Raw genomic sequence first — 13178 nt, 5'->3', positions numbered from 1 at the left:
AATCCACCAGGAAACATACGATGAAGAAGACAGTTTTCGCTCTGGCACTCATTGCCGCCTCCGCCCTTTCCTCCCAGGCACTTGCCAGCGGCAGCCATGCCGGTGGCCATGGCAAGGTGTCCATCGGCGAAGCCGGCGACAAGAAAAAGGCGACCCAGACGATCCGCATCACCATGAAGGAAACCGACGACGGCAAGATGATCTTTACCCCGTCGACCATCAAGGTCCGACAGGGTCAGACGGTCCACTTCGCGATCAAGAACGCAGGCGAACTCGCTCACGAATTCGTCCTCGACGACAAGGCGACGATCCAGGAACACAAGGCCACCATGGAGAAGTTTCCCGACATGGAGCACGACGACCCGAACGCCATTCGCCTCGAGCCCGGCAAGTCCGGCGACATCTACTGGACCTTCACCAATGACGGCACCTTCGAGTTCGCTTGCCTAGTGCCCGGCCACTACGACGCCGGCATGCACGGTCCGCTCGACGTCGTGAAGAAGTAATCAAGAGCAAAAGGAAAGGATGAAACCATGAAGTCAGTACGTACCCTCTTCGCGGCGCTCGCGCTCGCTGTCACCGCAACGTTTGCCCTCCCCGTTCAGGCGGCGGAGTTCACCAAGGGCGTCGTCAAGAAAATCGACACCAAGGCCAAGAAGGTGACGATCGACCACGAGGACTTGAAGAATCTAGACATGCCGGCCATGACCATGGTGTTCCGCGTCGGCGACGACGCCCTGCTCGCCAAGCTCAAGGAAGGTGCCGCGATCGAATTCGTCGCCGACCGGGTCAACGGCAAGCTGACCGTGACCGAAATCAAGTAACCGCGACACTACAGCGTCGCGCGTCTTAATCAGACGCGCAAAGACCGCTGTAGCGCTTTGATTTGCTGCATGTCTTCGTCCTCAAATCGACGTCGATTTGAGGAGACATGCAGTCGGCCCGGGTCGACTTCGCGCGGCCCGGGCGCCACAATCCTCTCATCAGGCAGAAACGGAAAAGGAGCGTCCGATGGACGTGTTACGCAGGCATTTCGTTGCAGGCACGATTGCGGGCATCACCCTCTTTGCGACAGGCGCTGCGGCTGCGACCGGCACCATGGCCATCTACAAGGATCCGCAATGCGGCTGTTGCGAGCAATGGGCCGAAGCGATGGAGGCAGCCGGCTACAAGGTCGATATTCACGACGAAGCCGATATGTCGGTCATCAAGACGCGCTTCGCAGTGCCGGCCGACATGGAAGGCTGCCACACCGCCGTCATCGACGGCTATGTCATCGAGGGGCACGTGCCGCTGGAAGCAGTCCGCAAGCTCCTGTCTGAGCGGCCCGATATCGCCGGGCTCGCCGTCCCCGGCATGCCCACAGGCTCGCTCGGCATGGGCGACGATCCGCAGGCCTCCTATGACGTCTATACGATTGCCAAGGCGACCGGCGCACAGTCGACGGTCTACTATCAGGTAAGACCGGCGAAATAGGCTGTTGCCGCAGCGCGGCTGGCCCAATACTCCGAGGCGCTTGCGCGATGGTGGAGGCGCCTTGGATCAATGAGGTCCGGCTCAGGCCGTTGGTCAGTAGAGCTGAAATTCATTGCACTCTCCGCTTGGCCTCTTCATGGGATGTTGAGCAATGGCTTGTGACGTTTCCAGAGCCAGTTGCGACGGCCGTAGATAAAGGCTTTCGGCGTGCTCTCGCCGACGACCGCTTCGCTCAAGCCCCCATGGTCGATTCTGTGCATCCTCGATACCCTCTCCGTTCCCCGATGTCGCTCGAATTTTCGCGGGCGCAATTACCCGCCAACAGCAAACCACAAAAACCACCGATTTCGAGCAAATCGCCTAATTCCGCCCCGGATCGATTTGGAACCAACGTGGCAGACTGGTGTACGCTTGCGCTCAAGAGTTTGGAAGGTTTCGACCAGATACGACGTCCAGGCGCTTGCGCCTCGGCCGAGGCAAGGTAGAATATAGACGATTAGGAACCAAGGCACCAGAATGGCTCTCAGCATTAAGGATCTAGAGACGGAACGTCTCGCAAAGGCACTGGCCGAGAAAACCGGCGAGACCATTACCATGGCGACCCGCCGGGCACTGGAGGAACGGCTGCGACGCCTCGCAAACGTCGGAAATCGCGATGTCCTTCTCGAGGAGCTCGCTTCCAGCCGTAAACGTTGGGCCAAGCTTCCGGTTCTCGACAACCGCTCTGCCGACGAGATTCTAGGGTATGACGAAAACGGACTTCCGAGCTGATGGTAATCGACACGTCCGCCATCGTCGCGATCGCATTCAATGAGCCGGAAGCAGAAACCTACGAGCAAAAAGTCGTTGACGCTCCGCGACGCTTCATTTCCGCCGCGACAGTCCTGGAACTCGCCATCGTCATCGAAGCGCGCCTCGGCGAGGCAGGTGCCGCAGAGCTTGATCTGTGGCTTTACAAGGCGAATGTCGAAATCGTCGCCGTCGACGCAGAGCAGATCGCGGTGGCAAGGCGAGCCTGGCGCAGTTATGGCAAGGGCCGACATCCCGCCGGTCTGAACTATGGGGATTGCTTTTCGTATGCGCTGGCCAAGACACGCAGCGAACCGTTGCTCTATAAAGGCGATGATTTCTCGCGCACGGACATCGAGGCTGCATGATCCGGCGCGAGCTGCGTGATGAGCCGAGATTTGAGTCGGCAGCACGCTTGTCCAATTTCGGCATTGAGATGATCAAGGCCTCCACTGCACCCCTCTCCACCGCCACGAGGTTCTCGTCTCGTAGGGCCGGCAGCAGGCTTGCGCCGGCGAATGCCTGCTCAATCTGTGTGATCCGGCCCTACTCTTGACGCCCTTGCTTCCGGCGTCGCCGCATCCAAGCCAACGCGGCGTAAGGTCGGCATGCGGCTGGCTATACATTTCTTTACATTCGCGCGGAACGCTCGAAACGTTGGCCCGCTAGATTTTCTTCACCGCAGCAACTGCTGCGGACTGAAAGGAGACTGGCAATGGAAAACGAGGACAAGACGCTGGCGAGCCCGGCCGCGGGTGGACCCGCCCCGAAGCGATGGGGCCGACGCCTCCTGATCGGCGGCCTCGCAGCCGCCACGGTTATCGGCGGGATCGGTTTTGCAGCCGCACGCAGCGATTTCGGCTTCGGAATGGGCGGCCACATGATGCACGCATACATGGGAGGTGGCGGTTTTATGGAACACCGGATCGGTTCCGTGCTCGATGAGCTGGATGCGACGTCCGAGCAGGAAGACAAGCTTTGGGACATCATCGACACGGCGCGCGCTGAGATCAGGCCGACTTTCCGGGATTTCCGCGAGACGCGTGACCAGGTTATCGAACTTCTCGGCTCGCCGACGATCGACCGCGCCGCGGCTGAAAAACTGCGCAGTGAGCGCATCGCAGCCATCGACGCTGCCTCACGCAAGATGACGACCGCGCTCATCGACGCCGCCGAGGTGCTGACACCAGAACAGCGCGCCAAGCTCGCCGAGCATTTGAAGGAGCGCGGGGGCCACGGTCGGTGGTAAGACTGGCTCGGCTGCGGCATCTTTCCTTGGAGCCGATGTAAGAACAAGAGCATGCAGCGATTTGAAGTGCTACGGCGTCTGCGCGCCTCTGATGTGGCGCGCGCCTGAAACTACGAAACGGAGCGAGAAGCCATGGCGGAACGGGTCCTGATCGTTGACGACGACACGCGCCTTTCCGCCATGCTCGCCGACTATCTTTCAGGAAACGGTTACACCGTACACACTGTGGCGACGGCCATGGCGGGCCTTACCGACCTCGGCCGCCGTGCGCCGGACGTTGTCATTCTCGATATCATGCTGCCGGATCTTGACGGCTTCGAAGCCTGTCGGCGTATGCGTTCGGTCTCTGACGTGCCCATCCTGATGCTCACCGCCAAAGGCGAAGAGACAGACCGTATCGTTGGGCTGGAGCTCGGCGCCGACGATTATCTACCCAAGCCCTTCAACCCGCGCGAATTGCTGGCGCGGCTGAAGGCGATCCTGCGTCGCCGGCACGGCCGTGCAGCCACTTCACGGGCCTCTCGCTTCGGACGGCTGGAGATCGATCCTGGCTCCCGCTCGGTCAGGGTCGACGGCCATGAATGTGCGTTGACCAGCTACCAGTTCGACTTGCTCGTGGCGCTTGCCGAGAATGCCGGCCGCATTCTGTCGCGCGAGCAATTGATGGACATGGTCAAAGGCGAGGAGCTGGATGCATTCGACCGCTCCATCGACGTCCACGTGTCGCGCATCAGGGCCGCCATCGAGACCGATCCCAAGCATCCAAGGCGCATCATCACGGTGCGCGGCGCCGGTTATGTTTTCGCCCGCTTTCAGGACGATGAGAGATAGGCGATGCGCAGCCGGCTGTTCCTGAAGATCTACCTGACACTGCTGGCGAGCCTTGCGGCGGTCGCCATCGCCAGTGCCGCGTTCGTGTGGCTGGGGCAGGACGAGGATGACTCCAGTTGGCAGAGCCAGCGCGCCCGGTTCGTCGCGACGCTTATCCCGCCTGACATGGACCGGCGGTCGGTCGAGGAGACGCTGCAGCGTTTTTCAAAGGGCTTAGGCGCCGACATCGCCGTCTATGATCCGCAAGGCAAGCTGATCGCCAATGCCGGCCGGCCGCTTCCACCTGACGCGGTAGACGGATCGTGGCCTCATGGCAGAGGCCGGTTCCATACCATGGTGACCGCATTGCCCGACGGACGCACGGTCGCCGTGCGGATGGCGCCGCCTTTCCGTCCATCCGGCCGCAATCCGCTCGCCTATCTGGCCTTGATTGCCGGCGTCATCGGGCTTGCAGCCTATCCGGTTGTGCGCCACCTGACCCGTCGGCTGGAGCGGCTGCGCGCAGGCGTGGATGCCTGGGGCACCGGCGATTTCGTGGCGCGTGTGCCCGACGAAGGCAGCGATGAGGTCGCGGCGGTGGCGAAGAGCTTCAACAAGGCCGCCGATCATGTCGAGCGGCTGATCAAGTCACATCGCGCACTTCTCGCCAATGCCAGCCACGAACTGCGCTCACCGCTCGCGCGCCTGCGGATGGCGATCGACCTCTATGAACAGGCCCCGGACGACAACCGCAAGGAGGAGATCGTCCGCAACCTCGCAGAGCTCGACACCCTGGTCGAGGAGATCCTGCTGGCAAGCCGGCTCGACCATATCGAGAGGCTCGATGCGCTCGAGCCCATCGATCTTCTGGCGTTGGTCTCGGAAGAAGGCGCGCGCAACGGCGTCGACGTCACCGGCGTCGCCGCGATCGTCAGGGGCGATGTGCGCTTACTCGGCAGGCTCGTACGCAATCTCATGCAGAACGCGCTACGCCACGGTCGTCCTCCTGTCACGGCCACCGTTTCGCGGGCGGGCGGCACGGTTGAACTCAGGGTTCGCGATCACGGCCCCGGCATCCCGGAGAACGAGAGCACTCGCATTTTCGAACCCTTCTACCGCCCTTCGGGACGCGGCGAGGCCTCAGGCGGCTGGGGATTGGGGCTGGCCTTGGTGCGCCAGATCGCTGAGCGCCATGGCGGCGCGGTCCGCTATCAGGCTCCGTCGGACGGAGGCGCCTGCTTCGTCGTATCGCTTCCGGCGTATCAATAGCCTAAACGGCACGCCAGATGCCATTCTCGTCGCGCTGAAGCATCGGCGTTTGAAATACCCCGACAACACGCTCAGGCCAATGGGGCGCAAGCTCGGCAAGCGGTTGGCGCCAGCGCTCGGTCTGCAGCATGGCAGCGCCGATCGCGACTGGCGCGATGCCACAGGCGTCCATCAGCGTGAGTCCTGCAACGATCGACGTGCCGCTGGAGATCACATCGTCGATCAGCGCCACGCGTTTTCCCCCAAGCAGCGGCAGCATGCGCGGATCAACATAGAGTCGCTTCTTCTGATCGGGCGTGGTGATCGAGGAAAGCGGCACCGACAGGTCATCCACGTACCAGAACTTCCGGGACGTCCCGAGCGGCACGTAGCGGCTATGGCCGAGCTTGCGCGCAACGGCGGAGGCAAGCGTCAGACCGAGCGTCGGCAGGCCTGCGACGACATCCGGTTCGAAGGGCGCGAGCTTTGCTGCAAGTTCGGTTGCCAGTCCGTCCTCGACCGCAAAACTGGCCTGATTGACGATCAAAGAAGCGAGCGCGTGCTTGCCGTCAGCGAGTGGCCGGATCGGCAACAGGATCTGCCTGTTATCACCGAGTGTCGCCGGGAAGAAATCCCGATAACCCGCCTGAATGTCGAAGCTTTTCGGCGGATAGATATCCTGCCAGAAGTCGTGGGGCTGCATCGGCTTCGTCCTCGTCTGCATGCTTTCGCCTGGAATGACAGGCGATCAAAAACGGCCGGCTGGCTGTTCTGGTCCCGGCGGTTTTCGTCTATACCGTTTGCGACTTCGATCAAACCGAAAGGGCACCGCGGGCCGAGCAAAGCACGCGGAATTCACAAGCCCTTTCACCGGATGAAACATGGGAATGCCTGCCGATGCGCCTGCCAGACGGAATAGCCGACGACCTCACCTTCCTCACCGACTTCCGTCGCGATCTGCATGCCCATCCGGAATTGGGTTTCGAGGAGGTGCGCACCAGCGAGCTCGTTACCAAATGGCTTGAAGAGGCGGGCCTAAAGGTTCACCGTGGCTTGGGAAAAACCGGTGTTGTCGGTACCTTGCAAGTGGGCAATGGAACGCGGTCGATCGGCCTTCGCGCCGACATGGACGCGCTGGCCATGCCGGAGATCGCCGATCGCCCCTACAAATCCCGGGAGCCCGGCAAGATGCACGCCTGCGGCCATGACGGCCACACCGCGATGCTGCTTGGCGCCGCCCGCCATCTGGCGAAGACGCGCAATTTCTCCGGCACCGTGCACTTCATCTTCCAGCCGGCCGAAGAGGGGCGAGGCGGCGCGAAGCGCATGGTCGAGGATGGGCTCTTCGAGCTCTTCCCCTGCGATGCCGTTTACGGCCTGCATAATATGCCCGGCCTCGATCCGGACGAAATGGCCGTCGTCGCAGGCCCCCAGCTTGCCTCATCGGATAGCTGGCGGCTCACCTTCCGCGGCGTCGGCTCCCATGGCGCCAAGCCGCATCTCGGTCGCGATCCGGTGACGGCTGCCGGCACCTTCCTCGCGTCGCTGCAATCGATCGTCGGCCGTGTCGTCGATCCGCTGCAGCCGGCCGTCGTCAGCGCCTGTTCCGTGCGCGCCGGCGACCCGAAGGCGCTGAACGTCATCCCCGATGTAGTGGAGATCGGCGGTACCGCGCGCGCTTACACGCCCGAAGTTCGCGACCAGCTCGAAAGGGAGATCGGGCGGCTCGCACGTGGCACGGCCGAGATGTACGGGATTTCCGTCGACTATGAATTCGAGCGCCGCATTCCGCCTGTCGTCAACGACACCGATGCCAGTGCGCGGGCGTTGAAGGCGGCCCAGACGATCTTCGGTGCGAAGACCCGCACGGCATTTCCGCCCTCGACGGCAGGCGACGACTTCGCCTTCTTCGGGCTCGAAGCACCCGGCTGCTACGTCTGGCTCGGCAACGGGCCCGCTGTCGATGGCGCGCTCCACCACAACACTGCCTATGATTTCAACGATGCGGCGATCGGGCCGGGCGTTGCCTTCTGGTCGACGCTGGTCGAGCAGGAACTCGCACGCGCCGGATAGCGCGTATCAGGCGCAGGGACGCAAGACCGTCCAAAAGCGCCCGATTCCAGACGTTTAGATCGTTTTCCTGAAGCGTGAGGCGATCTGCTGCTACGGATTTGCCCGCTTTCACGAGCCGCCCTGGTGGGCAGCTCATGCCGCTCACGCTTCAAGCACTTCCAGAACAGGGCTTTCCATCAGCTTGCCGGTGACGACATCGGCGATGCCGCGGTCGGTCTGGTGCGGTCCTGCATTGCAAGCGAGCGTCGCACCGAAGCAGGCCTTGAAGACCAGATATGGCGGTTGCCAGTCGACGATGCGGCCGACGGCCTCCCGGAGTTCGGCAAAGCTTGCGGCGACCTCTTCCAGTGGATCCTCCGAGACCAGTCCGGCGAGCGGCAGTGGCAGAAGCGCGTCGACCTTGCCGCCGGACGCCGCGGCCATGCCGCCGCCGGCAGCAATCACTGCGTTGGCGGCAACGACCATATCGGCCGCATTGCCGCCGAAGACGGTGAGGTTATGGCTGTCATGCGAGACCGTGGTCGCAAAGGCGCCGCGCCAGTGGCCCCAGCCTGACAGGAGACCGGCGCGCGGCAGGCTGTCCACGCGCCCGTGGCGATGCGCCACCGCAATCATCGTCGTACCTTCGGGCGGAACGATGAAACCGTCCTCGACTTCGGCAATGGCTTCGGCCCACTGGGTAAAGCGCGGGCGATCGATGGTCGCGACACGCACTTTCACGCCATCCGCGCCAATGCGGAAATCGTTCTCCGAAAGCGGGGCGATCTTCATCGTGCCGTGCAGCCTATCGGCAGCGAGACCGGTTAACGGCTCAATCATCCGGCCGGCACTGGCAATCGTTTTGCCGCTTGCGACGACCGTGCGTGCGCGAAATTCGGCGAGATCATCGAAGAGCACGATATCCGCCCGACGCCCCGGCGCGATCACGCCGAGATCGTGCCGGCCCAGCCGAACTGCCCCATTCAGCGTCGCCGCCCGAAGCGCCCATTCAGCAGGCAAGCCATAGCGGACCAACCGGCGAACGACGTCATCGAGACCGCCGGCCTGGGCGAGATCATCGGGGAAAACGTCGTCGGTGCAGAGCGTCACCGTCTGCGGAAGATGGCCCAAGCCGTTGAGCGCCTTGACGAATTCCGGCAGCAGGTGATCGTGCGAGCCGCGTAATTCGATCGACAGACCTGCCCTGAGCTTTTCCATCAGATCATCGCCCGAGACGAGCTCATGGTCAGAGCTGACGCCGGCGGTGACGAAAGCCTGCAAGTCTGCGCCCGCAAGGCCGCGCGCATGACCGTTGACCGGCTTGCGGGCTGCGAGCCCCGCCTGGACGATCGCGCTGATCCGCGCCTCGCCGTCGATGACGCCCCGCATGTTCATCATCTCGGCGACGCCGCCGATTTCCGGCCAGCTCAGGATGTCGGCGATCACGCCGGCATCGAAATCGGCGCCGGCCCGTTCAAGCCCGGGTGCAGACGGCACGCTGGAAGGCGCCAGCAAGACCGTGCGCAGTGGCAGCCCGGCAATGGCATCCGCGGCCCAGCGCACGCCGGCGACGCCGTTGACATTGCCGAACTCGTGCGGATCCCAGACGACCGTCGTGACGCCACGCGGCAGCACCGCATTGGCGTAATTCGCCGGCGTCACCATCGAGCTTTCGACATGCATATGCGTGTCGATCAGGCCCGGAGAAACGAAGGTTCCGCTCGCATCGATGACGGTTGCCGCATCGCGGCGCGCGGCGGGCACATGGACGCTCGCAATCAACGCCCCGACGATGCCGATATCGGCCGGGCGAAGCTCACCCGTCACCACGTCCACCAGCGTTCCGCCCTGTATCAGAACCTCAAACGGTTCGTCGCCGCGCGCTGCTGCCACGGCTCGAGTGCGGAGCGCCGCATCCATCAGGTCTTGAGGCTGCCGTACGGCACTCATTGCTGCGCCTCCTTCATCAGGGCGCCGAGGATCTGTGCTCGGGTCGTTTCCACATGAGCATCGACCGCGTATTCAGCATTGAAGGTCGCATGGCTTTCGCGCGTTTCGACGACGGTGCGCCCGCGCGTGAGCGAACCGCCGAGCTCGACATCGATACGCGCACTTCGGAAGGAGACGGCCCCCGGATTGACGAAGGCGACGGCGGCGCAAGGGTCATAGATCGCCATGCCCGGCCGTCCACGGCGGGTTCCGATCGAGATGTATCCGGCAAGCAGATCGGCGATCAGCACCGCATTGGCGCCGCCGGCCGAACGGATCGGTGCCACGTCGTCCGGGTAGGCGAAGACCTTGCGGCAAAGATCGAGATCGACCATGCGCAGCGGCAAGCCGTGCGCAAGTACGATGGCCAGTGCCTCTGGATCGGCGAAGGCGTTGAATTCGGCGGAAGCCGTATGGTTGCCGCTGGTGACCCCGCCGCCCATCCAGGTGAGATCGGTGATGCGCGCGGCCAGATCGGGGCGGGCTAGGCAAAGTGCGGCGAGATTGGTGAGCGGCCCGAGCGCAAGCACCCGCCTCGGCCCTTCTTGTTCCAGCCAAACGCAAAGCGCAGCGAAGGCATCGCTCGATGGCAACGCATCGGCTTGCGGCAGCGTCAGCCCAGCGGTTGGCATACCGGCTTCGCCGAGGATGCGCTCGGCGGTTTCGAGCTTGCCCAGCACCGGCAGGGCGCGGCCTTCATGGATGGGAAAAGCCCAGCCGAAGGCGCGTGCGGCGCCGGCGGCGTTGCGCTTCACCTGATCAAGCGGCGTATTGCCGAAGACAAGGGAGACGCCATCGATGTCTTCGTCGGCATGGAGGACGACAAGCACTGCGGCGATATCGTCGAAGCCCATGTCCGTATCGATCCAGACACCCATTGACTTCAACCGAACTTCTTGAGGCGCGCGGCCTTCTCGACCGGCAGGTCGAAGGCGATGGCAGTGCCGCTTTCACGCGCTGCGAGGGCGGCATCCTCTTCCGCCTTGATGGCGCCGAGCGGCGTATCGAGCAGATATTCTCGCGTGCTGCCGGAGAAAGAGGCTCCGCGCACGGTGCCCTGGAAAGGACCTGAGCCCAGGGACACCATGCGCGGACGCCACGCAAGCCCTGCCGTGTCAGGCGGCAGGGATCCGGAGAGTTCGATCTGGCCGTTGCCGGCCTTGAGCTTGCCGCCCTCGACGGCAAAGATGTTCTCGAAACCGACGAAATCGGCGACGAAACGCGAGACGGGGCGGTTGTAGATGTCCTCGGGCGTGCCAATCTGCTCGATCGCGCCGTTCAGCATGACGACGATGCGGTCCGCCAGCGACAGGGCCTCGCCCTGATCATGGGTGACGAAGATCATCGTCACGCCGGTTTCCTTCTGCACACGCTTCAGTTCCGTACGCATTTCGAGGCGAAGGCGCGCATCGAGGTTCGACAGCGGCTCGTCGAGCAAGAGCACCTTCGGCTCCATCACCATAGAGCGCGCCAGCGCGACGCGCTGCTGCTGGCCGCCGGAAAGCTCGCCCGGTTTGCGGGCGGAGAATTTCGAAAGGCCGACCGATTTCAGCCCGGCCGTTACCTTGCTCTCGATGTCAGCGGCCGGCAACTTCTTCAGCCGCAGGCCGAAGGCGACGTTTTCGAACACGGTCAGGTGCGGGAACAGCGCATAGGACTGGAAGACGAGGCCCACCGAGCGCTTGTTCGCGGAAACGCGGGTAATATCGGCGCCGTCGAGCCTGATCGCGCCGGAGGCCGGCGAGAGAAGGCCCGCGATCGAACGCATCGTCGTGGTCTTGCCGCAGCCCGAAGGGCCCAGGAACGCCACGAGCTCGCCCTTGCGGATCGAAAGGTCGAGATCCTTCACCGCAACGGTGTCGCCGTAGGCGAGCGTCAGTTTTTCAAGGCTGAGGAAGGCGGCATCAGACATAGCGAGAGAACCCCAGGAAGCGTTCGGCAAGGAAGACGATGCCGATGGACATGAAGGCGAGCAGTGCAGAAAGGGCCGCGACCGACGGGTCGTAGGTGATCTCCATATAGGAGAGCATGTCGATCGGCAGCGTGCGCACGCCCGGGCCGGAGAGGAAGAGCGACACCGGCACCTGATTGAAGCTCGTGACGAAACCGAGGATGAAGGCAGCGAGAATGCCGCTGCGGATATTCGGCATCACCACCCGGAAAAAGGCGCCGGCGCGAGAAGAGCCGAGCAGCACTGCCGCCTCCTCGATATCGGAGCGCAGGTTGTTGAGGCTCGCGGAGACGACGCGCACCGCATAGGGCAGAACCAGCGCCGTGTGCGCCAGGAACAGCGTTAGCGTGATGTTGACGCCGAATGGCACGACGATATACCGCAAGAGCGCTAGGCCGACGATGATGCCGGGCACGATGATCGGCAGCGAGACGATGGTTCTGACCGTTTCGCCAAAGGGCAGCTTGTAGCGCGAAAGCGCGTAGGATGCCGGCACCCCGAGGACGAGCGCCGCGGCGGTACCGCCGATCGCCAAAAGCATCGAGATCGCGAAGCTCTCGCGGAAGCTCTCGACCGTGAAAACCTTGGCGACCCATTGCAGCGAGAAGCCCTGCGGCGGGAAAGCGAGTGTCTCGCCGCCGGAAAGCGAGGCGGCAACGATGATAAAGAACGGCCCGATTAGGAAGCCGATCACCAGGAAGAGAACGAGAGGCGTAAAGACGCGCGGTGTCATCGCTTGTTCCTCGCGGTGGCAAGCCGTTTCAGGAGAAGATTGGCGGCAAAGCTCATGACGATCAGGATGAAGGCGATGACGCTTGCCGAGACGAAGTCGTTGGCGACGGTGACGCGCTGGTAGAGCAGCGTTTCGAGCATCAGCACTTTGGAGCCGCCGAGGATCGCCGGCGTGATGTAGGCGGTAAGCGAACCGGTGAAGACGAGCGTGCCACCGATCACCAGGCCCTCCTTGGTCAGCGGCAGGATCACCTTGAAGAACACCTGAAACCAGTTGGCGCCGAGAACACGGGCAGCCGGGATTGCATCCTTCGGCATGTTTTCGAGCGCGCTGATCAGCGACAGGATCATCAGGGGCAGGAAGAGCTGCAAGAGGCCGACGAACACGGCCGTCTCTGTAAATAGGAAACGGATCGGCTCGTCCGAGAGACCGACGAGCTGGAGCGCCTGGTTGACGATGCCGGTGCGGCCGAGGATAACGATCCAGGCGTAGGTCCTGGCAACCGACGAGATCATCAGCGGCAGCACGACGAGGCCGATCATCTGTCCCTTGCTGCGCGGCGTCAGATTGACGATCGCAAAGGCCGCAGCATAACCGATGACGGCCGAAACGGCGGTGACCATCAGGCCGAGCCGGAAGGTGCGCAGGAAGACGGTACGGTTCAGCGGATCGGAGAAGAAGTTCGTATAGGCGACAAGCGACCAGCTATCGGCATTGCGAAACCCTTCCGCCAGCAGGATCACCACCGGTGCGAGAAAGACGATCGCCGCAAAGACCGCCGCCGGCAGAGCGAGCGCCAGGGCTTCGGCGCGGTTCTGGAACATCCTTCTTCCTTTCAAGGCATTCCTGGGCGTGTCCTTGCGCCCGTCGCATGAGGTCTC

At 63.1% G+C, this 13178-nt stretch carries 16 protein-coding genes; 9 read left to right on the top strand and 7 right to left on the bottom strand.

Annotation, left to right across the window (positions count from 1 at the left end):
• The first annotated feature begins 20 nt into the window (after positions 1 to 20).
• The 3 genes from ACQ5BM_RS12215 (at position 21) to ACQ5BM_RS12205 (ending at position 1476) form a co-directional block, all read left to right on the top strand.
• Positions 21 to 506 carry a cupredoxin domain-containing protein gene (locus ACQ5BM_RS12215; protein ID WP_429811248.1) on the top strand — a complete coding sequence of 162 codons (486 nt, stop codon included), beginning with the start codon at positions 21 to 23 and terminating at the stop codon, positions 504 to 506.
• Positions 507 to 533: 27 nt separating this feature from the next.
• The gene (locus ACQ5BM_RS12210) at positions 534 to 824 is read left to right on the top strand and encodes a copper-binding protein (protein WP_429811246.1); all 291 of its coding nucleotides are present in this window, start codon (positions 534 to 536) and stop codon (positions 822 to 824) included.
• Positions 825 to 1011: 187 nt separating this feature from the next.
• A complete protein-coding gene (locus ACQ5BM_RS12205; protein ID WP_429811244.1) occupies positions 1012 to 1476 on the top strand; it encodes a DUF411 domain-containing protein in 465 nt (154 codons plus the stop codon).
• A 134-nt stretch (positions 1477 to 1610) separates the two neighbouring features.
• Here the strand turns inward: ACQ5BM_RS12205 and ACQ5BM_RS12200 are convergent, their stop codons facing one another.
• Positions 1611 to 1736 (bottom strand): hypothetical protein, encoded by a 126-nt coding sequence (locus ACQ5BM_RS12200; protein WP_429811242.1) that lies wholly within the window; start codon positions 1734 to 1736, stop codon positions 1611 to 1613.
• 256 nt (positions 1737 to 1992) lie between these two features.
• On the opposite strand from ACQ5BM_RS12200, the gene ACQ5BM_RS12195 reads away from it, so the two are divergent.
• The 5 genes from ACQ5BM_RS12195 to ACQ5BM_RS12175 all read left to right on the top strand — a co-directional run bounded on the left by ACQ5BM_RS12195 (position 1993) and on the right by ACQ5BM_RS12175 (position 5593).
• Positions 1993 to 2247: a type II toxin-antitoxin system VapB family antitoxin gene (locus tag ACQ5BM_RS12195; RefSeq protein ID WP_429811240.1), complete on the top strand. Its 255-nt coding sequence runs from the start codon at positions 1993 to 1995 to the stop codon at positions 2245 to 2247.
• On the top strand, positions 2247 to 2633 hold the full coding sequence (locus ACQ5BM_RS12190; protein WP_429811238.1) for a type II toxin-antitoxin system VapC family toxin: 387 nt from the start codon (positions 2247 to 2249) through the stop codon (positions 2631 to 2633). The genes ACQ5BM_RS12195 and ACQ5BM_RS12190 overlap by 1 nt, the downstream gene beginning before the upstream one ends.
• A 347-nt stretch (positions 2634 to 2980) precedes the next feature.
• Positions 2981 to 3514 carry a Spy/CpxP family protein refolding chaperone gene (locus tag ACQ5BM_RS12185; protein ID WP_429811236.1) on the top strand — a complete coding sequence of 178 codons (534 nt, stop codon included), beginning with the start codon at positions 2981 to 2983 and terminating at the stop codon, positions 3512 to 3514.
• 132 nt (positions 3515 to 3646) lie between these two features.
• Positions 3647 to 4345 (top strand): response regulator, encoded by a 699-nt coding sequence (locus tag ACQ5BM_RS12180; protein WP_429811234.1) that lies wholly within the window; start codon positions 3647 to 3649, stop codon positions 4343 to 4345.
• 3 nt (positions 4346 to 4348) lie between these two features.
• On the top strand, positions 4349 to 5593 hold the full coding sequence (locus ACQ5BM_RS12175; protein ID WP_429811232.1) for a sensor histidine kinase: 1245 nt from the start codon (positions 4349 to 4351) through the stop codon (positions 5591 to 5593).
• Position 5594: 1 nt separating this feature from the next.
• Here ACQ5BM_RS12175 and ACQ5BM_RS12170 read toward each other — a convergent pair whose 3' ends face one another.
• A complete protein-coding gene (locus ACQ5BM_RS12170) occupies positions 5595 to 6296 on the bottom strand; it encodes a phosphoribosyltransferase (protein ID WP_429811230.1) in 702 nt (233 codons plus the stop codon).
• Between the two features lie 173 nt (positions 6297 to 6469).
• Here ACQ5BM_RS12170 and ACQ5BM_RS12165 point away from each other — a divergent pair, with 173 nt between their 5' ends.
• Positions 6470 to 7645, top strand: coding sequence for a M20 aminoacylase family protein (locus tag ACQ5BM_RS12165; RefSeq protein ID WP_429811228.1), 1176 nt, complete (start codon positions 6470 to 6472; stop codon positions 7643 to 7645).
• A 141-nt stretch (positions 7646 to 7786) separates the two neighbouring features.
• Here the strand turns inward: ACQ5BM_RS12165 and ACQ5BM_RS12160 are convergent, their stop codons facing one another.
• From ACQ5BM_RS12160 to ACQ5BM_RS12140, 5 genes are read right to left on the bottom strand one after another with little or no spacing between them, the layout of a single operon-like run.
• Positions 7787 to 9574 carry an adenine deaminase gene (locus ACQ5BM_RS12160; protein WP_429811226.1) on the bottom strand — a complete coding sequence of 596 codons (1788 nt, stop codon included), beginning with the start codon at positions 9572 to 9574 and terminating at the stop codon, positions 7787 to 7789.
• Positions 9571 to 10491 (bottom strand): nucleoside hydrolase, encoded by a 921-nt coding sequence (locus ACQ5BM_RS12155; protein ID WP_429812001.1) that lies wholly within the window; start codon positions 10489 to 10491, stop codon positions 9571 to 9573. The genes ACQ5BM_RS12160 and ACQ5BM_RS12155 overlap by 4 nt, the downstream gene beginning before the upstream one ends.
• A gap of 5 nt (positions 10492 to 10496) precedes the next feature.
• A complete protein-coding gene (locus ACQ5BM_RS12150; protein WP_429811224.1) occupies positions 10497 to 11525 on the bottom strand; it encodes an ABC transporter ATP-binding protein in 1029 nt (342 codons plus the stop codon).
• The gene (locus ACQ5BM_RS12145; RefSeq protein WP_429811222.1) at positions 11518 to 12297 is read right to left on the bottom strand and encodes an ABC transporter permease; all 780 of its coding nucleotides are present in this window, start codon (positions 12295 to 12297) and stop codon (positions 11518 to 11520) included. Before ACQ5BM_RS12145 ends, ACQ5BM_RS12150 begins: the two co-directional genes overlap by 8 nt.
• Entirely contained in the window at positions 12294 to 13121 is an 828-nt protein-coding gene (locus ACQ5BM_RS12140; RefSeq protein WP_429811220.1) for an ABC transporter permease, read from the bottom strand. Before ACQ5BM_RS12140 ends, ACQ5BM_RS12145 begins: the two co-directional genes overlap by 4 nt.
• Between the last annotated feature and the right edge of the window lie 57 nt (positions 13122 to 13178).

Origin of the sequence: Ensifer sp. B1-9 (assembly GCF_050474445.1) — a bacterium.
Classification (GTDB): domain Bacteria; phylum Pseudomonadota; class Alphaproteobacteria; order Rhizobiales; family Rhizobiaceae; genus Ensifer.
Note: the sequence above shows the minus strand (reverse complement) of the source record. Positions and strands in the feature narration are given on the sequence as shown.